The organism is Photorhabdus australis DSM 17609 (assembly GCF_000711895.1).
Taxonomy (GTDB): domain Bacteria; phylum Pseudomonadota; class Gammaproteobacteria; order Enterobacterales; family Enterobacteriaceae; genus Photorhabdus; species Photorhabdus australis.
Map to the genome: position 1 here is coordinate 91,076 of NZ_JONO01000003.1, position 24,114 is coordinate 115,189.

Here is a 24,114-nt window from a genome sequence, read left to right on the forward strand (position 1 = left end):
AGGAAATATAAACATGATCACAGAGCCAAATCTGTTAAATCGGATTATTATTACTATTGATATTAATAACACACAGGCCGCTAAAAAAATATTGCATAACTCCCTGCTTAATCAATCCAGTATAAAAGAACTCTTTGATTCATACTTTAGCCAATATGTTGTTAATCAAACTATCTACCTGAAAACACTCACTCTGAATCTCGGCGAAATAAGATTAAATGATTTTAACTCACTGTTTATTATTCGGCTTAATGAAAATCTAAATCAAACATTAAGCCAATATCAGGCAAATAATCAAACTGATACTGAGAAATTTATTTATTACTTATATCGAAAAGATTCCATCTTAAACCCAATAGAGGACGTCAACAATCATAAAATCACTGATATTAATATTAAACAACTAATTAACCAATTACCCCGGATACAAAATAATTGGACATTATTATTGGCGAAAAGCTGTTTATCCGCACATAGCTTGCAAAAACTTCTGGCTATCAAGGAACCCGCTTTATTAACCGCCATTAATCGTAAATTATCTGAAAAGATAAATATATCATCCTATCAGCAGAAATCAGCTTCCTCCTGGCAATTGATACTGAATGCACTAAAATATATCCATCGACATCATATACAAGAAATACCTGAACCCGATGCTAAAGTCATATCGCACATCACAATTGAACTCAATGACAATGCCATTAATACAGCGCCTATTGTTGCATTATTTCGCCAGGTTATAACCGACAATTCCTCACTGAATACGTGGCTGGAACAACTGTGGCAGACCAAGCTAATTTCACAATTATGTAAAAAACAGCTGTCAATTGCAGAATACCAGCATCTATCGGAACGCTTTATTGCCAAACACAGGGATAACAATAAATCTGGTAACAAATCATCCATGACTTCTGAACTGGATTTATTACCTGAACACCCTCCTCCACGTCAGGTCAATAATGCTGGAATATTGGTTTTGTGGCCGATGTTACCTACGCTATTTAACCAACTCGGTCTGTTTGAAAAACAAAAATTTATTCATCGTCAAGCTCAATTTAGGGCTGTTGATCTGCTTGATTATCTAATTTGGGGAAACGAAGAAGCACAAACAGAACGAAAAATATTGAACTGCGTTCTGTGTGGACTAATTGCCGATGAAAACACAGAATCAACCCCTATAGAGCCAGAAAAACAACGGATAACAGAACAATGGTTAGATACGATTATCAGTCAACTTCCTGCCTGGAAAAAATTAAGCCGCAATGATACCCGCCAATTGTTTTTACAACGACCGGGGGAATTACTGACAAATGAGCAAGAAATCAAAATCACGATACAACCTCAACCATTCGATGCATTACTAAACGACTGGCCCTGGCCGTTAAATATCGCCAAACTTCCCTGGCTGGATCGCCCTTTATTAATCAACTGGTAAAACATTGACAAGGTTTATATGAAAGAACATCAACATAGAATAACTGATCTACGCTGGATTTATTCCCATCTGGAACGTATCGATCTGCTGTTACAACGTCACTATTACCAAAAGAGAGACAAATACGATTCATTGCCAGAAAGTTTTTTACTTGAAGAAAATGAATTAAAACAACGTCTGGCAAAACCGTTGGGCATTCCTCATTGGCTAATAGCGAATATCGTCGCTGATGATACAGAAACAGAAAATCATTCTACCTCCGGTGCATTATCCCTGTTGGTCACACGTTTTACACTCACTGAATTTGAACGTGATGTGTTATTGCTAGGCTTATTGCCACATTTTGACAACCGTTATCATGCGCTATTTGCTGCTCTGCACGGTAACAGTAAAAAACAATGGCCCAGTTTTGCTTTAGCGATTGAATTATTTAGCCAGCGCCAAAGTGACTGGCAATTATTTCAAAACCACTTTTTACCGCAAGCCCCATTAATCAATCACCATTTATTACGACTCAACAATCAAGAGGAACCCATTTGGCTACAAACTCAATTTTTAACTCACAATGCAGTCTGGTATTTTTTATCCGGTCAGCGAGTCATTTTACCGCCCTTAATCTCCTGCGCTTACTGGCATATTCCAACCTCACAGACCTGGTATCCACCAATCCTTGGTCATGCATTTAAAAAAATATTGCTGAATGAAACGGACGAAATACGCCCGCTGGTGTTCCTTAAAGGAAAACAGGACAGCGCCAGAGAACTGGCAGTCAGTAATATTATGAGAATTCACGGCATCAACACTTTAACGTTCGATTTATTTCGCCTGCCAGATGAAGAACACACCACCTCAATACTCAATCTGCTAATGGATACAATACGAGAAACTCAGCTACACAATGCCTGTTTATTAATCCGCAATTTCTCTTTGCTGGCAGAGGAAAAGAGAATATCGCATCGAGAATTATCTGCCCTACTGAATCAACCCAAATTACGTGTAGTTTGTCTGGCAGAACCAGGGGAATCATTAGCATGGATTAAACACCTGCCGATAGTGCAAATTAATATGCCACTAGCGACTATGGCAGATAAAAAAGCGATGCTGGAAACAAGTTTGTCAGATAATATCACTAAAGGAATTAATATCACTCAATTGTGTCAACGTTTTTCATTTACGGCAGAAACATTACCATTAATTATCAAGGAAGCCCATCAATACCAAATCCTCCGACAACCGGAAGATTCATTAAAAGAAGCCGATCTACGTAAGGCATTAAATTTCCGCGCCCAACAAAATTTCGGTAAATTAGCTCAGCGAATAACCCCAAAACGCAATTTTAATGATTTGGTCATTTCCGCTGATTTAACTCAACAGTTGAAAGAAATCATCGTAGCAATTAATTACCGTGACCAAATTCTGGGCGCAGGTTTTCAGAAAAAAATCAACTATGGTACCGGTATTAGTGCCCTATTTTATGGAGAATCAGGGACCGGAAAAACCATGGCCGCAGAAGTGATTGCCGGCTATCTTGGTGTTGATTTAATTAAAGTGGATCTTTCTACCGTGGTGAATAAATACATCGGTGAAACCGAAAAAAATATCGCCCGTATTTTCGACCTGGCTGAAGCGGACTCCGGGGTGTTGTTTTTCGATGAAGCCGATGCCTTATTTGGTAAACGGAGTGAAACCAAAGATGCCCAGGACAGACATGCCAATATTGAAGTTTCTTACTTATTACAGCGATTAGAGAATTATCCGGGATTAGTGATTTTAGCGACCAATAATCGCAACCATTTGGATAGTGCATTTAATCGCCGCTTTACCTTTATTACCCGCTTTACTTATCCCGATGAAGCATTACGCAAAGCAATGTGGCAGACAATTTGGCCTGAACAACTGAATCTATCAGATAAACTTGATTTTGAGTATTTAGCTAAACAGACAAATCTAACCGGTGCTAATATCAGAAATATTGCCTTATTATCATCAATATTAGCCGCGGATGATAATGGTAATCAAATTGAAAATAAACATATAGAACGAGCGGTAATACTTGAATTAAACAAAACTGGCCGATTGGTTTTTTAAACATTTAATAGAATTGGAGTTAATATGAAAAATATTATTAATCCTAATAATGCGATTATTGAAGTTAATTACGCATTAAATGACATTTTATCTCAGTATTTAAATACTAATATTGATATCCGCTTCGATCTACCCGAAATAGATTCAATTCCATCAACCCCTACAGTCAGTATATTTCTTTATGATATACATGAAGACCTACAATTACGCTCTGCTGAACCAAGGAGTTATAATCCCACTACCAGCTCATTATTGCCGGGATGGATCAATATCAATTATAACTATTTAATTACTTACTGGCATTCAAATAAGCCAGGCGACAGTGACAGCCCTGATAGTCAACCAAATAATCAAGCGGCACAAGTCATGACGGCTATATTAAATGCATTGGTTAACAACCGACAATTACCTAAAATACCTGGAGCCTATACCAGAGTCATTCCACCACAAGAAAATCTAAATAGCTTAGGTAACTTTTGGCAAGCGCTCGGCAATCGCCCTCGCCTTTCTTTATTATATTCAATTACCGCACCGGTAAAACTGCAAAACATTAACGATGCCATCAAACCCGTTCGCCAAATTTCCACTTCTGTGGATCAAAAATCAAATCTGGATAATTCGCAAATCAACCAAGCCTTATTTAACAAATTGAATGCCGATTTAGGTGGCACAAAAGATATCCACCTTGCCCTTGCGAAAGTGAATCTGACAACCAAACCCATTAAGAAAAATAATGAAAATCAGAATAATCAAAGCGTATCTCTTGAAGTTTCTGGTATTACCCATTGGGATTATTTATCCAGAATAAAAGGTATTCTTACAACATGGAAGAATAGTCATAGCGCCGTTGTCAGGATAAATAATATGGGCATTATTGTTTCTGAAGATAAATATGACCATTTAATAGGAGTTCAAAATCTTTAATTTAATTTATATAAAAACAACCATTGCAGAACCAATTAATATTTTTTTATAAAATCACTTTATTTATATATTAAAATACACTAAACCTTATTTTAAAAAAATAAAATGACAACAGTCAATCCATATAGTATTTATTAATCTATACCCAGCCAACAAAGAGGCAACTTGAAAGATAACAGATATATATATTTCCAACATGCCTCTTATTAAAAACTCACAGGTGATAATTATGGTGTACGAATACGGTAAAACTAATGATAGAAAAAGAAAACGCTCAACACAGTCAGATGATTATGAAGAAAAGCCGTTTTCACCCGTATTAGATTTATCCAGAAACAATCAAAACACACCCAACATGGAAGATGAATATGAAACACCCAAGGATTTTATTAATAGAACCGGTCGAGAGAAACTATTCCGTGCAATTCGTATGATGGCTTCTGATAAACAAGACCCCATTACAAAATATCAAGTATAAGTGTCACCGGATGGTAATCTATTTACAGAACTCAAAGATAAACATTTGGATAGAGCTGCTGAATATAAGAAATTGAAAGAATGGCCAACTAGCTAATATAAAGGTAATAATATGGAACATGAATATAATGAGAAAGAAAAACAGAGAAATTCAGCAATTAAGTTAAATGATGCTATTAGAAATAACGAGGAGAATATGGATATGACTAGCCCATTGGAACTTAATTTTCAAAACACTAACAGAAAAAGTCGCGGGTTACGCGAGCGTTTCTCAGCCACTCTACAACGTAACCTACCGGGCCATTCTATGCTCGACCGAGAGCTAACCACCGATGGTCAAAAAAACCAAGAGAGTCGATTCTCCCCTAGCATGATAATGGACAGGCTCATGCATTTCGGGGTCAGAACCAGATTAGGGAAAGTGCGAAATTCGGCAAGTAAATACGGTGGTCAAGTCACCTTCAAATTTGCCCAAACCAAAGGTACTTTCCTGGACCAAATCATGAAACACAAAGATACCTCAGGCGGTGTCTGTGAATCTATATCTGCTCACTGGATAAGCGCCCATGCCAAAGGTGACAGCATCTTCAACCAACTCTATGTCGGGGGTAAAAAGGGAAAATTTCATATCGACACTTTGTTTTCCATTAAGCAGTTACAGATGGACGGCTATCTGGATGATGAACAAAGTACCATGACAGAGTACTGGCTTGGCACGCAAGGCATGCAACCCAACATACAAAGAAACGATGACACTGACGAACACTCATCCAAAGTCGTAGGTGAAACCGGTAACAGAGGCACAAAAGACCTATTGCACGCCATTCTGGATACAGGTGATAAAGGCTCAGGCTACAAGAAGATCAGTTTCTTAGGAAAAATGGCGGGACATACTGTAGCAGCCTATGTAGATGACCAGAAAGGTGTCACTTTTTTTGATCCCAACTTCGGTGAGTTCAGCTTCCCAGATAAGACCTCATTTTCTCACTGGTTTACGGACGATTTTTGGCCAAAATCCTGGTACAGCCTGGAAATCGGTCTGGGGCAAGAATTTGAAGTCTTCAACTACGCGCCTGAAGCACCTTGAAACCCCGCCCGACCGGGCAAGAGTTTACGGCGATTTTTGCTAAAAAAATCTCTGGCCAATATTGTCAGGGATTTTTTCTCGTATTGCTGTAGTCATAGCAAATTGGCACTGAAAAAATACACGGCGGCGTTACACATCACACAACCTTTACTTAACCCTGTCTCCTCTCCTCACTGAGAACATCTCCTGTCATTTCTTTACAAATATTCACCATTTACCTTGTTTACAACTTATCACAGAGAGCTTTCACCAATACCCCTAACCCAGGAATCTCTTTCCATCCTCTTTCTCAACGGCTGTACTGATTTGCTGCCATCCGTATATAAAAAACAATAGATAAACATTTATATATAATTGAACTAATTAATAGTTTTTTGTTGTTATTAATTGATATTTGATATTACATCAGTTTGATTATAATCACTCTACCTTACGATTATGATTAGAAATTACAACATAATATTTTGGTACAAAGAGTAACCTTTGTTAATCAGCTTAATACGACAGTTATATAAATAATAAAATTAATCAACCTGGAGGATTATATGTCAAATTACGAATACGATATCGTCACTCAACACGATACTTATCAGATAAAAGACAAGGAATATACTGTAGTCAATGGGAAATATTGGCAATATGAGCAAGAAGGTAATAAAAATAACAATAAGGTTTCTATTTCCTTAATGAAAGAAAATCAAAATAATCCAGTCTGGATAACCTCTGACATTAAAGAAATCAGTTTATATATCATAGAAAACTTGTTTTCTTATCACAAATTTTCAGCCGAATTACAACATACTTTAAAAAATGCAGTGAGAGCTGTTTTCAATGAATATTCTGAAATAAAATATTCTGAGCTACTGCATAATATTAATAATATATTCAACCTGTTTTTTATAAAAATTTATAATACAAGTGATATCGATACAGCAATAAATATTTTAACAGCAAAAATAGAAATTTACGATAAGCTGGAAAAAATCAATCAGGACAAAACAGACTCAAATAATACCAAGGTGGATATATGGGAAGAACTTGGTATCAATGCTGAAGAACCTTTACTGAAAATATATCGTCAGGCATTCTCTACAGGAGATATCGACGATGAGGTCTATTCAGATGCATTACTCACTTTCATGTCAGATGGCAATCTAGAATTAGGTGATAAAGAAAAATCAGATTATAACCAACGAATTAAAGATAAAACAGATCTTTTCGAATCCTATAAAAAAGGGATTGAAAAAGTAGCGAGTTTAATTACCACGAATAATATTAACCCAGGCATACCTATTACTTATCCAGAAACAGAAAAAAGTATTAACATTGGCGATGACCTACTATTAGCCCAATTAGCCAAAGAAGAGATAGCACTAAAAAAACAAAATCGTACTGAATATAGCCAACAAGACATCTTTGAACTGCAAACACTACAAGCTGCTAAATATCATTTATTAATCTTATCTTCATTAGGCGCTCTACTCTATCAAATTGCACCTAACGTCGAAAAAATGACTAAAGGTCATGGTGATTATCGAGATATTATTTTCTCCCAAGAGCAGGCTGAATCATTATTTAAAAAACATAATATTCAATATGATACTAATCATGTTCTTTCTCAAGAATCAAAACATATTGAAATGGAAGGTTGTATTATTTTAACGGCAGCGATCATTTATCGAATGAGAAAAGAGAATGCTACTGTAGAACAGGCACTTAATTATTCCACATTAGAAACAATAAAATTATTTGAAAATGACAAGAAAAAACTTAACCCTTTCAATACAAATAATGTAAAACCAGCAGGATATTTCTCTTTTATTGATTTCAAAAAAAGAGACAAATTTGACTCACAATACAATTTTAATGAACAATTTAATGTTTATAAGAATAAATATAGTCATTATGAATCCATTTCATTCAGTAAATTAATACTGTCATCTCCCGCTGCGCAATTAACTGCCGAAGAGATTGTTAATCCACCAGAAGAAGCTTTTCTCTATTCAGTCGAACAGGGTATGGGAAATGTCGCCATGATAAAAATGTATCAAGGTAATTGGTTAGTTATCTCAACAATACAAGGCGGCGTGAAAGCAAAAAAATACTCCCGGCAGCAAGTTGATAGCAATCCGACCTTACGTGCCATGTCTAAACCCAATGCATTATTTTTAATTGAAAGAAAAATGGAGACAGGCATGGGAATATTAATGCCCAATATGATGGTCAACACCGGAAAAAGACTTTTCCCGACGGGTTATGAAAGGGCCAAGACTTTAAGTGGCTTCGCAGAAACCAGCAGATATAAAAATTCTTACAATGCATTTTGGAATGATTATTATGGTATAACTTCAGGAATGAATGTAGGAATTAGTTTCACTGGTTCACCTAAATTTAATTTTTATAAAGAAGAGAATTTACTTTCTGTCACGGCAACGATAATACAACAAGGTTTAAATGATATCGCAATAAAAAGCAAACAAGCACTGGATATTACCTCTGGCTGGCATATAGCAACCACTATTCTTATTCCTTTCTATAATGTTATCTATAAATCAACGACCGATAGTGAATATGAATTAACGGGAGAAGATATTGGTTCAATTGTCTTCGATACAGCAAATGTACTTTTAGTTGTTGCTACCTTGGGTATGTCATTAACTGAATCAATGGCCGCAAAAGTGACACAAACCACATTACGCCTCAGACAAGCCGGTCTGACCGGGAGAGCTTTAATTACGGCGGTTGTCAGGACACTACCAGAGCATGGAATAATCACCTTACGTCAATCTTCTGGCATTATACTTGGTGGATTAATTGATTTAATCGAACCTTTACCTATCAGATCAACACTAACCTTAACTTACCGGGGCGTAATCAGTGCAGTCGGTGCAATGAGAAATAGCATTAAACTTGAAAAAAGTTTCGCTGATATTTTCGGAAAAAGTACCCGAGGATTAGGTAAACTTAAAAATGAATGGAAAGTCAGTAATCTTCCACTCGAGGAGATAGTACCTCATTCAAATGGCGGAGAAATATATAAAGGAATTTATTCAATACGCCCTACTAATCCAGAAACAGCCGTTAAACAGAACTTTTATATAAAGGAAGCTGGTGCTAACTATCAAGTTAAATGGGATGATGCAAATCACACCTGGCGCGTCGTCAATCCGACTTATCCCGAACAATTTAGTTATTGGCCCGCGGTTAAATTAGATAAAAATGGGCATTGGGTAACTCATGCCGATGTATCTAATAAATTTCTTATCCTGGAGCAAAGTAAAAGAATAGATCAGGAACTTGAAGCTGCACACAGCAATATTAATAACGATAATATATTAGATGCATTTATTCATATCAATACCGCATTCAAAGATTGTGAAAGATATGATATTGATAAACTATCAGATATTACTGACACATTAACCCATTTCTTCGAAAAATCGCTAAAGCCTGGGGATAAAAAAGCGATATTTAGCACAGAAATAATGAGTATTCAACAAGCCTGGATACGTGAGGTCATATTACCGTTACAAAACAATTCGAGTATTTCGATTGAAAAAATTAATGCCATCAAAACTGAACTCCCCTATTTATTGAGAAAAACTTTCCCCATTGAAAGTCAATTACCCAACCAATTAGTCGCAAATAAAATTGCCCTTGCTATCGAGGAAATACCTAACACAAGGATACCAAAATACACTTCAGGTAATATCTCAAAAACGGTACAGTATACATCGTTATTAGAGAATAACCATGTAGATATTCCTCCGGTCGGGATCACAATAACAGGTAATGATACATTCATTAATCAAGTCACTCGTGTACTCAGTGAAATAGATGAAATCCCATCTGGAAATATTGTTATTCAGGAACTTGAGAAACAGGGTTTAAATATCCAACCTCCAACAATGAACGACATTGTACGCGAAAAAAATGGACAATTTTATGCCAATAATAATGCGGGCAGCCACATTGCTTTTGATCCAGAGAATCATCTTATTGGCACAGAAGAAAAACTTATTGACGAACCCTGGCGCACTCGTGAACCCGCTATCGCTTTATATCACGAGATGTTACATATCTACTATAATCGCTATCCAACATGGTTTACTTCTATTGATAATAAAGTGATTGATCAGAAAGTCAGTGGTGGTTTTTCTTTACTAGAAGAATCAAGGATTGTGGGAACAAAATATTATGTCAACGATAAAAATACATTATTTGATTTCAATGATTCCGATTATTTACTGGAAAATAATTCCGCTTTATTGACGGAAAATAGATTCAGAGCAGAATATGCCATATTTAAAAACAAAAGTGAGTATGTTATCCGACCTTATTCTGGTAAAGGTGATAGTCAAATCCCACTGACAAAGACCAAAATAAACATCAATGAATCACACCGAAATGTAATGGGCGTGGGCAGCGGAAAACCTGAGAAAATGCCAAACGAATCGGCAACGGACTACCGAAACAGAGTAAGAGAATGGCGGAAAGCGAATAAGCAACCAGAAGCAGATATTGGAACTGGTGATATGAGGAAAACAAAAGCGGAAGCCAGGGTTAAACTTTTAAAAGAAAACTATCCTCAATTTGAGCCACAAAAAATTGAACTCGGGGGTGCATTCCAATTGTGGACGGTACCGAATGAACCTGCGAATAAATTGATGCTGAGTTCACATGGATATTTTTTCTCTGATAGTGCAGCGACACAAGTCCCCGCAGGAAAAACAATCCAGTTTCTTGGTCCTCACGGCAAGACATTATTGGAAGCACCGGAAAATCCATTATATTCCCCTTTTGATGTCACATTGGGTAATAGCGGTTTTACTGTACAACCTTATGCGACTATTGAATCGGGCAACAAAGCAGGCTTGGGCAGTGTAAAAATAGGTGATAAGACGTTTACCGTAAACAATATTCAAAATATAGCTACCGATGATGTTGAAAACTATTTACTTGCTACCGGAGTAGAAGCCAATGCATCAAATCACGGTAAGGTCAGAAATTATGGTATCAAATATTATGAAAAAATGCCGGATGAGGAAGTTAAGGCGGCAATATGGAAAAATAGAGCAGACGAGACGAGTACCCATAAATATGATGCACTATTAGTTAGTCCAGAAGCAGGAAACCGTAAAAAATTGTCCGATATTTTTGCTCTGATGAAAACAGACGAAAGAATGTCCAAGTATGACGAAATAACCTTTGTTGCTTGTCGTGAAGAATTGAACAGAATAAATATGAAATCAATTCATGATACCGGTCTTGGCGGTGGTTATGAACCCAAACTGGAACCAACTGTAATTCTCTCACGCCGTCGACGGGAAGCGACATTCACCGCCGATGGTGCAATAATCTATTCGATTATTGCGGTAAATCTGCATCATAATTTCATAACAGAAGAAATCGTCGGCATCGCCCCTTTCCTGTTTATAGATAATTAAAAGGTCTTTTTGTATTACTTGAAACACTAAATTGAGGCGAGAAATATTTTCTCGCCTCATTTATTTTAAACTGTACTAGAATCCAGCCTCGCGCCGTGGGGAGTAAGAAAAAGCATCCTACGATTTTGATATCTTATTTAGCCGGCTACGTAGATCTGCGGGGGCAATATAATGAGTTGTTCGTTTTATTTTTATAGGAAGAAATATATTCATTGACTCAAGCTCTCTAAGTAATTTTCTGGCTGTATTTTCACTAACATCATATATATTTTTAACCGATTTCACTTTGAACAATCTTCCCGGTTCTTTTACACCTTTTTTGATTAAATCTTTCTGAATGAAGTTTAGCTTACTTTTATACTTTGAATTTTCCAACACATCGACAATTTCATAGAATTCTTTTGTTTTTACTTTTAAATACTCTTGTAATTCATCAAATGCGTTTAGAATAATATCAACATTAAAATTGATAAAATAAGTTAAATCCCCATAATCCTTTTGAACATAAAGATATGACATACCATAGTCTTTAGCGTGCTCCTTGATAATCTTGCTTATTGAAATATATTCAAAAATATCATATCCATTCTTGAGCATATACCAATAAAATATTGCCCTTGCAGTTCTGCCATTCCCGTCTCTAAATGCGTGTTCATACCCCATCATAAAATAAAGAATAATCGCTTTTATTACTGGTAGTATAAATTTCCTGCCATCTTCTCCATTATGGTTTTCGTTAGCAAAAGCACATAATTCTTCTAACCTATTTTCTAAATCCTGATAGTTCGGCGGGTAAAATAATGGATTGTCATCATTTCCAATGTAGATATCATTACTGCATCTAAATTCCCCCAGTATATTTTCATTTTCAGATACACCATTAGTCGCTATTCTGTGAAATTCAAGCATCAGATCCCTTGTAAGAGGTTCTTGTTTTCTATTATCCGCTAGCTTTAATAACATATAATTATTTAAAATCATTCTCTCATCAGGAGTGCTGGGTGCTAATTCTTCCTCTAGCATTTTTTTTGCGTCAGCTCGGGTAGTTGCTGCACCTTCCAATTGAGCGCTGGTAATGGCTTCTTCCATCAGTAAAGATGATACTAAATAATTCTGTTGAATATTATCTGATGCTTGAGATCCTGCAATTGCAGCTACTTTACCTGCACCAAGTTGTACAATTTTGTGCAACTTTGGTTCTAATGAATCATGTATACAAAAACTAAACTCATTCCCGCTTTTATCAAATAAGCCCGTACTTTTTTTTACCTGATCTCTACAGAACTTTACCGCATACCAGATGTGTTCAGCTTCTTTACTAGGAACTCGCCACTTAAGCTGACTCCAATGAAGGTATCTTCCTTGTTTATCAACAATACTATATTCATTGAGGTACTCCCCGAATCTAACAAAATCTAAATTTGAGAAATCAAGCTTAGGTGATTGTTCTACAGGATGTTTTGCCATACTACCTCACATTTTAAAATTTGATGTATAGGTAAATATGACAATAAATCCTTAAGGAGGTCAACACGAATAAACCAGATTCATGAACTGCTTGAAACGGAGGCAATAAAAATGAAGCCCAGAGATTTATTGAGATTAAAGGGCCCTCAATCTCAGAAGGCTACCCTCTTTAAGAGAAGCGATCGGAAAATGATCGACTGAAAATTTAGCTGATGAACCCACCAGCAGGCTGGTATATCGCTGACACTTCTTCAATAAAGGACTTATATAAAACTTTAAAGCATCTTAAACGCCATTATAAGCTTCAAATAGAACCCTTAAGTTATTATCATTTTATATCAAATTTTTGTAAAATAAGAGATATAATGAAATCTCTTAACTATAAAATTTAACCTTAAGAGGTGTATTTGTGACTCTAATATTTCATACCGAATCAGAGTTGCTAGCAGAACTTGGGCACCGCCTCCGGGAACATCGGCTGCGGCGTAACATGCTCCAAACAGAACTAGCGATCCGGAGCGGTATTTCCGTCTCAGCGCTCAAAAAACTTGAAAGCAGCGGACGAGGCACACTTGAGAATTTCATGAAAGTCATCTTTGCTCTGCGGCTGGAGAATGAAGTGAAGTCCCTGTTTGTGCCACAACAGATCAGCATTGCACAGCTCGAAGCTATGAAGGCACCGGTTCGCCAGCGCGCTCGAATCCAACGTTCGTCTCGGAAACTCTCTGGCAGTAGCCGCGCTCATCAATCAGGGGACGCAAAAAAATGACGACTCGAAGCTTTCAGTACCGGTCACTGGACCGACTACAAGTGATCTACAACGGTCATGGAGAACAGTGGGTGTTGGGTCATCTGGCCGAAAGTACCGCGCATTCCCGCTATTTATTTGAGTACACCCACAAAGCACTTGATAGCGGCATCGAATTCTCGCCTCTGCAACTACCGCTTTCCACGAATACTTACGCGAATTTTGAACACTTTCAGGACTGGCTCCCTGGCTTCATCGCAGATTCCCTGCCGGATGGATGGGGCCGACTGCTTATGGACCGGTTCCTTCGCCGTAATCATGTCGATCCTGGGCGAATTTCCGTTCTGGAACGTCTTGCATTGCTAGGCGATAACACGATGGGAGCTCTGACCTATCAACCGGCTCTACCTTTACCAGACGACCAAGAAGACAAATACAGTATTCTGAACCTGACCGGGCTGGCCAGGCAAATCCGTAAGGAAGTAACGGGTCAGGACTCAGAAGCACTGCGTGAACTTTTCCTGCTTGGCGGATCGCCTCATGGAGCCAGACCAAAAGCGCAGGTAGAATATAATTCATCCACCGGCCAAATGAAAACGACTGCGTTCCCAGGGAGTGAGCCTTGGTTGGTCAAATTCCCCGCAGCAGAGGAAAATCCTTGGGTCTGTGCCCTTGAAGAAGCGTATGCCTGTACTGCCAGAATGGCGGGCATTAATTTCCCCACAAGTCGCTATTTCCGCCTTGAAGGGGGACTCGCTGCATTCGGTGTCCAGCGATTTGATCGTGAGAATGGAATACGAATACCAGTACTGAGTATGGCCGGCGCCCTACATGCCGACTTTCGATTACCTTGTATGGATTACATAGATATCTTACGGGCGACGGGCTTCATCACGCGCTCTGTTGTTGAGCGAGAAATCCAAGCCCGGCGTATGGTGTTCAACGTGTTGATGCATAATCGTGATGATCATGTGAAGAATTTCTCCTTCATTTTGAATGAAAGCAATGAGTGGGTCGTGTCCCCTGCCTATGATTTGACCTTTGCGGACGGTCCCGGCGGACAACATCAAACCTCAGTGACCGGTCACGGAATGGATATCACTCGCACCATGTTGTTGAAGGTTGCCGATAATGCAGGCATCGCACCGGCCAGAATGAACAGAATTATTGATGAAGTAGCAGATGTCGCCACCAACTTCACTCATACTATACGGAATGTAACTGATGATATTCCCGATGATGAACTTCATCAGGTCACGAACTGCATTAACCGAAATCTATCCTGCCTTAAACGATAAATTCCAGGGTACAAACCTGCCGGATTCTTCTGTTAATCAGAATCCGGCGGCAGAGAGTACCGCATATCGGCAGCAGCATCCGCCCATTACCGGAAAAGAGTGGCAGCCAAACCCATGGTATTGGGTATATACTACGGTTAAATCACAACCCTAACTCAGATAATCCGGGATGATCATCAGGGCGACGTCCTAAAGGCCAATGGAATTTTCGTTCAGACTCTTTTATTGGAAGATCATTAATGCAAGCATAGCGATTATACATCAAACCCTCTTCATTAAATTCCCAGTTCTCATTGCCATATGAGCGAAACCAATTGCCGGAATTATCACACCATTCATAAGCATAACGAACCGCTATTCTATTATCAGTAAAAGCCCACAGCTCTTTGATCAGCCGATATTCATGCTCTTTTTGCCATTTTCTGGTTAAAAATTCTTGCGCTTCCTTACGGCTGTAAACGAATTCAGACCGATTACGCCAATGGGTATCCAATGAATAAGCCAATGATACTTTCTCAGGATCGCGGCTATTCCAGCCATCTTCAGCCAAACGAATTTTCTGAATAGCCGTTTCCCGGGTAAATGGGGGTACCGGCTGGCGAATTTCTTTTATATCAGACATATTGTCTCCTCATTAATTTTTTCGTTAACTCACATCGCATTTACTTAATAATACTTTCGCAATATTCATCGCATCCCAAACACCATTCTTATCACTCATTACATGAGCTATGGTAATAGCCCCTTCTATCAAAAGTAGAAATTTCCTCGCTAAATCTACCGATGAATCTGGTGATATTTCTTTACAAATAGAGAGAACATAAGTAAAAACTTTTTCTTTATGTTCCTTAGCAATTATTCTTACAGGATCATCAGGATTAAGGCGTTCACCAGATGTATTGATAAATGCACATCCTCTGAAATCATCACTTTCGAACCATGTTTGTAATACCAGAAAAATATTTAATAATTTTTCCTTAGGCGTTTTATATTCGGCTATTGATGAGGTAAACCACCGCATCCAGCGTTCATCTCGCCGGCGAAGAACCGCTTCGACCAAGCCATCTTTCGTACCAAAATAACGATAAATTGTCTTACGTGAAGAACCTGTGGTGCGCGTTATAAGATCGATACCTGTCGCAGCAATCCCCCTGGTGTAAATCAATTCCTCTACAGCATCCAACATGTTTTCCCTGATGTTGGGTATCTGCTCACCTTCCATGTTTTTCATGGTAGAACGATCATTCTCCATAGTCAACCTCTTTACTAAAAAAATAGATTTAAATTGTTATCCATATGATTTAAAAACAATTATATCTGTTATCTTTCAAGCTGCTGCTTTGTTGGCTGCGTTCACTTGCCGCCGCCCTGCAACTTGAAATCTATTGGGTATATTCATTCCCACATAAGATCGGCCTGAAATAAAGAAAATTAAAAAATAATATTAAATTCCCTACTAAAAATTCTTGCAAAAATATATCAGTGAAAAATAGAAAATTATTCTTAAAGAATAGACGAATAATATCATTAAATTATTATGGAAATTTACAATAATTTATTGCTTCTCTTTATTATAAATAATTTTCAATTTAAATATTTGGTAATATTATCAATGAAGGGCGAATATCCGCCCTTCTGTCAACCACCAGCCAATTTAACTGTCATCCCTTTAGCTTCAAGTAATTGTTTCAATAAGTCTCTCTTATCACCTTGAATTTCTATTTCGCCATCTTTTACTGAACCACCACAGCCACATTTTTTCTTTAATTCAGCCGCCAGTTTGATCAGTGTCTGATCATCCGCATCAATGCCAGTAATTACGCAAACCCCCTTTCCTTTACGGCCACTGGTTTGACGTTGAATACGTACAATACCATCACCTTTTGGCCTCTGAGGTTTAACCTCTTCTTCCTGAATACGGCCTCTGTCTGTGGAATAGACCAGACGCGAATTATTATCTTGCATCACAAGCTCCTGCTATAGATTGATTAATCTGACGCAATGCTGCCGCAGGATCGGCTGCGCGAGTAATTGGACGCCCAATAACCATATAATCAACACCAGCCAATACTGCTTGTTCTGGTGTCATTATACGGCGCTGATCACCGGCATCACTGCCTGACGGGCGAATTCCCGGAGTGACTAATTGGAAGTCCTGACCGCAAACCTTTTTCAATTGTTGAGCTTCATGAGCAGAACAAACTACACCATTCAGCCCACATTCCTGAGTAAGTTTTGCCAACCTTTCAGCCTGTTGCGCGGGCGTAATAGTAAGACCAATGTCTTGAAGATCTGATTGTTCCATGCTGGTTAATATGGTGACCGCAATTAATAACGGTGCATCATTGCCATAAGGTAGTAGAGCTTCTTTCGCCGCAGCCATCATTCTGGCACCACCACTGGCATGTACATTCACCATCCAAACCCCCATTTCAGCCGCCGCAGCCACTGCTCTGGCGGTAGTATTAGGAATATCATGGAATTTTAAGTCCAGAAATACGTCAAAACCACGTTGGTGTAGCGATTTAACAAATTGAGGGCCATTAAGGGTAAACATCTCTTTACCCACTTTTAAACGGCAATCCTGTGGATCAATTTTGTCGGCAAAAGCCAATGCAGAATCTTGGTTGTCGTAATCTAAAGCAACAATTACAGGCGAGCTAATCTGTTTACCAGGTGATGTTAAGGTATGCGATATCATTTTTTAACCTTTTTGACCAACAAAGAAATATTACTGTGACACTGTCACTGACCATCCAACCCACGAATAGGTTTAATAGAATCCCACAAACGACATGACGGACAGTGCCAATAAAGTGAATGAGAAGTAAAACCGCATTTGCGGCAACGATAATCAGGTTTGGTACGAATTTGTTCACCAACCATGTCCCGCAGCAGAACAATACTTTCTTTCGCCCGGCCTTCTTCTGCTTCAGCCAGATGGTAATCCATCAGACGACAAAACAAGCGCATTGTCGGGTGACGTTTCAGTTGATGGTTGATATAGATCTGCGCAACTTCATGCCCTTCTTTCTGTTCAATAATATCAGCCAGCATAAGCTCAGCCATTGCACCACTATTCTCTTCCACACAACGTCTCAGGAAACTTTCCCATTCATCACCCCGATTCAGGTGCTGATAGCACTCCTGGAGCATAGGCAACGATTCACTGACAAGTTCTTTATCCTGCTCAAGAACAGATTTCAAAGCATCCGCCGCTTTGGTGTATTCCTGTCGGGCCATAAACAAACGTCCCAACATAATAGAAACTCTGGCGCAATTTTTATCTGCCTGAACCGCTTTATTGAGATAACCGATAGCCTCATCAAGATCATCGCTACTCATTTCTTGTAAAGCCAGCTCGCAATAAAAATGGGCAATTTTTTGCCGCAACTCATGTTTACCTGATTTAACTAATTTTTCAGCAACATCAATCGCTTTTTTCCAGTCACTGGTTGACTGATAAATAACCAGCAGCGATTGAAAGGCATTTTGCCGAAATTCTTTTTCATTCACTAATTGAGCAAACATATTTTCAGCGCGATCATATAAACCCGCTGACATGTAGTCACGACCTAATTGTTGGACTGCAAGCAAGCGCTGCTCAAATGTTAAAGAGGCACTTTCTATAAGAGATTGGTGAATACGAATAGCCCGCTCCACTTCCCCTCTGGAACGAAACAGATTCCCCAACGTCAGGTGAGCTTCAAAAGCAGAGCTGTCCTCTTTAAGCATTTCAAGGAACAGATCCTCTGCTTTATCCTGCTGGTTTGAAAGGAGAAAGTTAACCCCTGCGACATATTCTCGTGACAAGCGATCAGCATTTTGTTGCTTATCCTGTTGAGCACTTCTGCGCCCCATATACCAACCATAAGCAGCGGCCACGGGAAGCAACAGAAACAACAGCTCTAACATAGGAGTTTATTCCCTATTAAGTATAGGCGATGAATGATCAACCGGAAGCTCCAGTTGTGTTTCCAATCTCTTAATCTTACGTTCTGCTCTTCTTAATGACAAACGAACACGAAGATAGAATAATCCACAGATAACCCAGCCTAATACTAAACCACTAGCAAACAATACGGCCAAAAGTGTAGATACAGAGTAATCCCCTTTAGCAAGCAGATAGTTAAAAGTAACAATCTGATCATTATTTGCGCCAAGAGTCACAGAGATGACAAAGATCACCAATACCAGTAATAAAATCAGAAAATATTTCACGTTTTTTCCTGTTATCTATCGTTGCGTGGATATTATGCCAAATAACCGGCCTAACGGCTCGTTAAATTAGCATTTCCAGTCTGGACAAAGGAAGCAATTTATCACGATAAATGCTCCTTTCCCCCTTTTCTTAATGCTGTCTCATTAACGTAGTGTAAACAGGAAGCAATTACATATTAAAACCTTATTTGAAATAGGCACTTATAATCGTTAATCAAGCGCCATTTTTCTGTGAGATAGCACATAACCATCGCCAATGCCGCACTAATTAACGTTGACACAATAAGATCCTGCGGCCAATGCATACCTAACGCCATTCGGCTAATCAAAACACTGACCGCCCATATCGTCACTATCGAGGATAAAATATAACGACGGCGAGGCCATAAAAAACCGACTAAAAGCAACGACCAACTCGCGGCAAACAGAGTATGTCCCGAAGGAAATGCATATCCTGTTTCATTTTTCCAGTGAATGAGTTGCCATTGAGGAATACGATGATCGGTTTTCAGATGCTGTTCCAGTAACTTAGCTCGCTGTTTTCGCTGATACTGATAAAATTCACCTGTTGGTACCTGGTAATTTTTTGCCAGCCAGACGACATAGGGACGAGGCTCCTTAACCGTATTTTTAATTAATATCTTTATTCCCTGTCCCATTAAAAGCCCCGCTGTAACAATTACAACCAATATTATCCCCCGTTTGGCCGGAATACGGAACAATAATAACAGCCAGAAAATAAAAAATAGAGAAACCCAATAAGCCCATGGAACAGCAGAGGTATCCGTGATCCAATACAGTATTTCAAGCCATTGACTCTCCTTCATAGGTTGCCATTGCCATCCTTCTACCAATACTGCTACAGATGGAAGTAATAAAATCAGTGTTGCTACAACAATAGGCTTGATGAATTGACTCATGTCTGATACCCAATTACTTTTACATGCATTTTAGAAGTCAGTTTATAACTTAACATGCTGATGTTATAACGCTTACTTACATATAATTATTTAAAAATTTTCACAGATCATTTGTTACAAATATGGCAAAATATATACACGTTATAACCAGAGAAAATCTTCTATACCCAATTGATTTCAAGATACATCGCGACGGCAAGGGAGCATATACCCAATAGATTTCAAGTTGCAGGGCGTCGGCAAGTGAACGCAGCCAACAAAGCAGCAGCTTGAAAGATGAAGGGTATAGATAACTCTGTGACCGGGGTGAGTGCGGCCAACAAAGAGGCAACTTGAAAGATAACAGGTATATGCAGTTTCAGCTGATTTCCCAGACCGGTATTGTTTTTTTTATCCATTATTACAATGAGTCTGAATCAACATATGAAAAATAAAATGCAATTAAAACGAGTAGCTGAGGCTAAATTACCCACACCATGGGGCGATTTTTTAATGGTCGGTTTTGAAGAAATTTCCACCGGACGAGATCATGTCGCATTGGTGTACGGTAATATTTCTGATAATGAACCCGTTCTCTCCAGGATCCATTCAGAGTGTCTGACAGGTGATGCCTTATTCAGTTTACGTTGTGACTGTGGCTTTCAACTTGAATCAGCCCTTGCCCAGATCGCTAAAGAAGGGAAAGGTATATTACTTTATCACCGACAGGAAGGCCGTAATATTGGCTTGATAAACAAAATTCGAGCCTATGCATTACAGGATAAAGGAATAGATACAGTGGAAGCTAACCATCAGTTGGGTTTCGCCGCCGATGAACGTGATTTCACTTTATGCGCAGACATGTATAAATTGTTGGGGGTTCATGCTATTCGTTTGCTGACAAACAACCCCAAAAAAGTAGAAACTATGAACGAAGCAGGTATTAATATTGTGGAACGCGTTCCGCTAATTACCGGTCGCAACCCTAAAAATGCCTATTATCTGGATACCAAAGCCAACAAAATGGGGCATTTATTACCTAAAGATATTACCTGATAACCTTAAATTATTTTTTTACTCACTTAAACAAACAAAGACGACGCTGATATTAGCGCCGTCTTTATACTATTACTATGTGAATCTGCCTGTAAAAATCATTTCAACATATGACGAATAACGTAATGCAAGATACCACCATTACGGAAATAATCTAATTCGGTATTAGTATCAATACGACACCGGACGTCAACAATTTCTTTACGTCCATCAGTATAAGTCATTTTTACCGGCACAGTTTGACCCGGCTTGAGATTATTTATCCCTTCAATATCAATCGTCTCATCACCCTTCAGATTCAACGTCTTACGGTTTATTCCCTGAGGAAACTCTAGCGGTAATACGCCCATACCAATCAGGTTCGAACGGTGAATACGCTCAAATGATTCCGCAATAACCACCCTAACCCCCAATAACCGAGTTCCCTTCGCGGCCCAGTCTCTGCTCGAACCAGAACCATATTCTTTACCCGCAATCACCGCTAATGGTATTTTCTCTTGCTGATAACGCATGGCCGCATCATAAATCGCTAATTGTGTCTGTGAGGGTATATGACAGGTATATCCTCCTTCTACGCCAGAAATCATCTCATTACGGATACGGATATTAGCGAAAGTACCACGCATCATAACTTCATGATTACCACGCCTTGAACCATAAGAGTTAAAATCCTCAGGAGCAACACCATGCTCCTGAAGATAACGCCCTGCCGGGCTGTCAGCCTTGATATTCCCCGCCGGGGAAATATGGTCTGTCGTTACAGAATCACCAAGAATAGCCAATATATTTGCGCCATGAATATCCGTTATGACTTCTGGTTCTACTGTCATGCCACTAAAAAATGGCGGATGACGAATATAGGTAGATGCGGGCTGAAAATCATAAGTTGCAGAACTTGCGATTTCCAGTAACTGCCATGCCTCATCACCATCAAAGACTTCAGCATACTCTTTGCGAAACATATCGGTTTTAACTTTATCAACCGCTTCAGCAATTTCTTTTCCGTCAGGCCATATGTCTCTCAAATAGACATCATTACCTTGCTGATCCTGACCAAGAGGTTGTTCAGTCAGGTCCTTTTTCATACTGCCGGATAAAGCATAGGCCACAACTAATGGCGGGGATGCCAGCCAATTCGTTTTTATCAGCGGGTGAATACGGCCTTCAAAGTTCCGGTTGCCAGAAAGAACCGCTCCGACTGTAAGATCGGCTTGCTTAATCGCTGTTTCAATAGACTCAGGCAATGGCCCAGAGTTACCAATGCAGGTTGTACAGCCATAACCGACCAGATTGAAACCAAGCTTCTCCAGATACGGCATAAAACCAGCAAGTTCAAGGTAATCAGTCACTACTTTCGAACCGGGCGCCAGTGAGGTTTTTACCCATGGCTGGCATTTGAGACCCTTTTCAACCGCCTTCTTCGCCAGCAAACCTGCTGCCATCAGAACACTCGGATTCGATGTGTTGGTACAGGATGTAATCGCGGCAATCACAACAGCACCATCTTCTAACTCATAAATGTGGTTATCCAGATTTACCAGTGCTGAAACGACTTTTCCCTGAGTTTTATTCATTTCCAGATCAAGCGCTGACTGAAATGCCTGTGGTACCCGTGCTAAGGCAACTCGATCCTGTGGACGTTTCGGCCCAGCAAGACTCGCTTCCACTATCGACATATCCAGCTCGAGGCTGCTGGTGAATATCGGTTCATCACCTGGATTTCTCCATAACCCCTGGATTTTAGAGTATGCTTCAACCAGCGCAATCTGCTCTTCTGTACGCCCCGTCAACCGCATGTAACTCAGGGTAATATCATCTACCGGGAAGAAACCACAAGTTGCCCCATATTCTGGCGACATATTGGCAATTGTTGCCCTGTCAGCCAATGGCAGCTCAGCTAATCCATCACCATAAAATTCAACAAATTTCCCAACTACGCCATGTTTACGCAACATCTGAGTCACGGTCAGCACCAAATCTGTCGCCGTAATACCTTCGCGTAACTTGCCAGTGAGTTTGAAACCAACGACATCAGGGATAAGCATGGAAACAGGTTGCCCTAACATAGCCGCTTCAGCTTCGATACCACCCACACCCCACCCCAAAATACCAAGACCATTAATCATTGTGGTATGAGAATCAGTACCAACCAAAGTATCAGGATAAGCCAGCGCTCTCCCATTATGCATTTCATGCCAAACTGTTTTACCCAAATATTCCAAATTTACCTGATGGCAGATCCCTGTTCCTGGCGGCACCACACGAAAACGATTAAATGCTTTTTGCCCCCAACGTAGAAATAGATAACGTTCATAATTACGTTCCATTTCTAATTGTACATTTTGCTCAAACGCATTTTCCGTGCCAAATTTATCCACCATAACTGAATGGTCAATGACTAAATCAACGGGTGACAGTGGATTAACCCGTTCAACATCGCCACCAAGGCATAGAACAGCTTCCCTCATCGCCGCTAAATCAACGACAGCAGGTACACCGGTAAAATCTTGCATTAATACACGAGCTGGCCGATAAGCAATTTCCCTGTCTGCATGACCGGTATTTTGCCAATCAACAATAGCGTTTAAATCATCATCAACAACAGAGTTACCATCAATATTGCGCAGAAGATTTTCCAGAAGAACTTTCATTGACTTAGGCAAACGGGAAATATCACCTAAATGTTTAGCAACCAGTGGCAAACTGTAATAATCATACTCTTTATTTGCAGTGGAAAGTGTTGAAACACAAACCTTTTTTAAATCAAACGACATAACTCCTCCTTACTTATTATCCTGGCATAACTTAAAACCACTTTAATAATAATGGCACAAGTTAAACATAACATATAAGCAGGTATTTGTTTTTTATTGCCACACAATTTGCTAATTCAGTCTATCTGTCAGAATTTCAGTAATAAATTTTGATAATTTAGCCGGGTAAACAATCGAATGATAATCGGATAGA

Annotated in this window: 18 protein-coding genes; 9 read left to right on the forward strand and 9 right to left on the reverse strand. The window is 39.1% G+C overall.

Annotated features, from left to right (window positions below; genetic code table 11):
- Positions 1-13: 13 nt before the first annotated feature.
- From BO26_RS00450 to BO26_RS00475, 6 genes are all read left to right on the forward strand, one after another.
- The gene (locus BO26_RS00450) at positions 14-1,435 is read left to right on the forward strand and encodes a contractile injection system tape measure protein (RefSeq protein ID WP_036768064.1); all 1,422 of its coding nucleotides are present in this window, start codon (positions 14-16) and stop codon (positions 1,433-1,435) included.
- 18 nt (positions 1,436-1,453) lie between these two features.
- Positions 1,454-3,523 (forward strand): ATP-binding protein, encoded by a 2,070-nt coding sequence (locus BO26_RS00455; protein ID WP_036768065.1) that lies wholly within the window; start codon positions 1,454-1,456, stop codon positions 3,521-3,523.
- A 24-nt stretch (positions 3,524-3,547) separates the two neighbouring features.
- On the forward strand, positions 3,548-4,447 hold the full coding sequence (locus BO26_RS00460; protein WP_036768066.1) for a Pvc16 family protein: 900 nt from the start codon (positions 3,548-3,550) through the stop codon (positions 4,445-4,447).
- A gap of 229 nt (positions 4,448-4,676) precedes the next feature.
- Positions 4,677-4,925 carry a hypothetical protein gene (locus BO26_RS00465; protein WP_036768067.1) on the forward strand — a complete coding sequence of 83 codons (249 nt, stop codon included), beginning with the start codon at positions 4,677-4,679 and terminating at the stop codon, positions 4,923-4,925.
- Positions 4,926-5,036: 111 nt separating this feature from the next.
- Positions 5,037-6,011 (forward strand): YopT-type cysteine protease domain-containing protein, encoded by a 975-nt coding sequence (locus BO26_RS00470; RefSeq protein ID WP_036768068.1) that lies wholly within the window; start codon positions 5,037-5,039, stop codon positions 6,009-6,011.
- A 545-nt stretch (positions 6,012-6,556) separates the two neighbouring features.
- A complete protein-coding gene (locus BO26_RS00475; protein WP_036768069.1) occupies positions 6,557-11,458 on the forward strand; it encodes a putative adhesin in 4,902 nt (1,633 codons plus the stop codon).
- A gap of 117 nt (positions 11,459-11,575) precedes the next feature.
- Here the strand turns inward: BO26_RS00475 and BO26_RS00480 are convergent, their stop codons facing one another.
- A complete protein-coding gene (locus BO26_RS00480) occupies positions 11,576-12,925 on the reverse strand; it encodes a Fic family protein (protein ID WP_036768070.1) in 1,350 nt (449 codons plus the stop codon).
- 409 nt (positions 12,926-13,334) lie between these two features.
- Here BO26_RS00480 and BO26_RS00485 point away from each other — a divergent pair, with 409 nt between their 5' ends.
- Positions 13,335-13,694 carry a helix-turn-helix domain-containing protein gene (locus BO26_RS00485; RefSeq protein ID WP_036768071.1) on the forward strand — a complete coding sequence of 120 codons (360 nt, stop codon included), beginning with the start codon at positions 13,335-13,337 and terminating at the stop codon, positions 13,692-13,694.
- Complete coding sequence (locus BO26_RS00490) at positions 13,691-14,971, forward strand: type II toxin-antitoxin system HipA family toxin (protein WP_036768072.1); 1,281 nt, start codon at positions 13,691-13,693, stop codon at positions 14,969-14,971. Before BO26_RS00485 ends, BO26_RS00490 begins: the two co-directional genes overlap by 4 nt.
- 142 nt (positions 14,972-15,113) lie before the next feature.
- On the opposite strand, the gene BO26_RS00495 is transcribed toward BO26_RS00490, so the two are convergent.
- From BO26_RS00495 to pgpB, 7 genes are all read right to left on the reverse strand, one after another.
- Complete coding sequence (locus BO26_RS00495; RefSeq protein ID WP_036768073.1) at positions 15,114-15,593, reverse strand: nuclear transport factor 2 family protein; 480 nt, start codon at positions 15,591-15,593, stop codon at positions 15,114-15,116.
- A 24-nt stretch (positions 15,594-15,617) separates the two neighbouring features.
- Entirely contained in the window at positions 15,618-16,223 is a 606-nt protein-coding gene (locus tag BO26_RS00500) for a TetR/AcrR family transcriptional regulator (protein WP_051690815.1), read from the reverse strand.
- A gap of 386 nt (positions 16,224-16,609) precedes the next feature.
- Positions 16,610-16,936, reverse strand: a complete 327-nt coding sequence (yciH, locus tag BO26_RS00505) for a stress response translation initiation inhibitor YciH (protein WP_036768074.1) — start codon at positions 16,934-16,936, stop codon at positions 16,610-16,612.
- Positions 16,926-17,672 carry an orotidine-5'-phosphate decarboxylase gene (gene pyrF, locus BO26_RS00510; protein ID WP_036768075.1) on the reverse strand — a complete coding sequence of 249 codons (747 nt, stop codon included), beginning with the start codon at positions 17,670-17,672 and terminating at the stop codon, positions 16,926-16,928. Before pyrF ends, yciH begins: the two co-directional genes overlap by 11 nt.
- 44 nt (positions 17,673-17,716) lie before the next feature.
- Complete coding sequence (gene lapB, locus BO26_RS00515) at positions 17,717-18,886, reverse strand: lipopolysaccharide assembly protein LapB (RefSeq protein WP_036768076.1); 1,170 nt, start codon at positions 18,884-18,886, stop codon at positions 17,717-17,719.
- A 6-nt stretch (positions 18,887-18,892) separates the two neighbouring features.
- Positions 18,893-19,192 carry a LapA family protein gene (locus BO26_RS00520; protein ID WP_036768077.1) on the reverse strand — a complete coding sequence of 100 codons (300 nt, stop codon included), beginning with the start codon at positions 19,190-19,192 and terminating at the stop codon, positions 18,893-18,895.
- Positions 19,193-19,368: 176 nt separating this feature from the next.
- Entirely contained in the window at positions 19,369-20,112 is a 744-nt protein-coding gene (pgpB, locus tag BO26_RS00525) for a phosphatidylglycerophosphatase B (protein ID WP_051690816.1), read from the reverse strand.
- Between the two features lie 435 nt (positions 20,113-20,547).
- Here pgpB and ribA point away from each other — a divergent pair, with 435 nt between their 5' ends.
- A complete protein-coding gene (gene ribA, locus BO26_RS00530) occupies positions 20,548-21,147 on the forward strand; it encodes a GTP cyclohydrolase II (protein WP_036768168.1) in 600 nt (199 codons plus the stop codon).
- 98 nt (positions 21,148-21,245) lie between these two features.
- Here the strand turns inward: ribA and acnA are convergent, their stop codons facing one another.
- On the reverse strand, positions 21,246-23,921 hold the full coding sequence (gene acnA / locus BO26_RS00535; RefSeq protein WP_036768078.1) for an aconitate hydratase AcnA: 2,676 nt from the start codon (positions 23,919-23,921) through the stop codon (positions 21,246-21,248).
- Between the last annotated feature and the right edge of the window lie 193 nt (positions 23,922-24,114).

Bases quoted from the DNA above. Each gene is read 5' to 3' on its own strand.
- BO26_RS00450 (WP_036768064.1), top strand. From the start codon at position 14: ATGATCACAGAGCCAAATCTGTTAAATCGGATTATTATTACTATTGAT.
- BO26_RS00455 (WP_036768065.1), top strand. From the start codon at position 1,454: ATGAAAGAACATCAACATAGAATAACTGATCTACGCTGGATTTATTCC.
- BO26_RS00460 (WP_036768066.1), top strand. From the start codon at position 3,548: ATGAAAAATATTATTAATCCTAATAATGCGATTATTGAAGTTAATTAC.
- BO26_RS00465 (WP_036768067.1), top strand. From the start codon at position 4,677: ATGGTGTACGAATACGGTAAAACTAATGATAGAAAAAGAAAACGCTCA.
- BO26_RS00470 (WP_036768068.1), top strand. From the start codon at position 5,037: ATGGAACATGAATATAATGAGAAAGAAAAACAGAGAAATTCAGCAATT.
- BO26_RS00475 (WP_036768069.1), top strand. From the start codon at position 6,557: ATGTCAAATTACGAATACGATATCGTCACTCAACACGATACTTATCAG.
- BO26_RS00480 (WP_036768070.1), bottom strand. From the start codon at position 12,925: ATGGCAAAACATCCTGTAGAACAATCACCTAAGCTTGATTTCTCAAAT.
- BO26_RS00490 (WP_036768072.1), top strand. From the start codon at position 13,691: ATGACGACTCGAAGCTTTCAGTACCGGTCACTGGACCGACTACAAGTG.
- BO26_RS00495 (WP_036768073.1), bottom strand. From the start codon at position 15,593: ATGTCTGATATAAAAGAAATTCGCCAGCCGGTACCCCCATTTACCCGG.
- BO26_RS00500 (WP_051690815.1), bottom strand. From the start codon at position 16,223: ATGGAGAATGATCGTTCTACCATGAAAAACATGGAAGGTGAGCAGATA.
- yciH (WP_036768074.1), bottom strand. From the start codon at position 16,936: ATGCAAGATAATAATTCGCGTCTGGTCTATTCCACAGACAGAGGCCGT.
- pyrF (WP_036768075.1), bottom strand. From the start codon at position 17,672: ATGATATCGCATACCTTAACATCACCTGGTAAACAGATTAGCTCGCCT.
- lapB (WP_036768076.1), bottom strand. From the start codon at position 18,886: ATGTTAGAGCTGTTGTTTCTGTTGCTTCCCGTGGCCGCTGCTTATGGT.
- pgpB (WP_051690816.1), bottom strand. From the start codon at position 20,112: ATGAGTCAATTCATCAAGCCTATTGTTGTAGCAACACTGATTTTATTA.
- ribA (WP_036768168.1), top strand. From the start codon at position 20,548: ATGCAATTAAAACGAGTAGCTGAGGCTAAATTACCCACACCATGGGGC.
- acnA (WP_036768078.1), bottom strand. From the start codon at position 23,921: ATGTCGTTTGATTTAAAAAAGGTTTGTGTTTCAACACTTTCCACTGCA.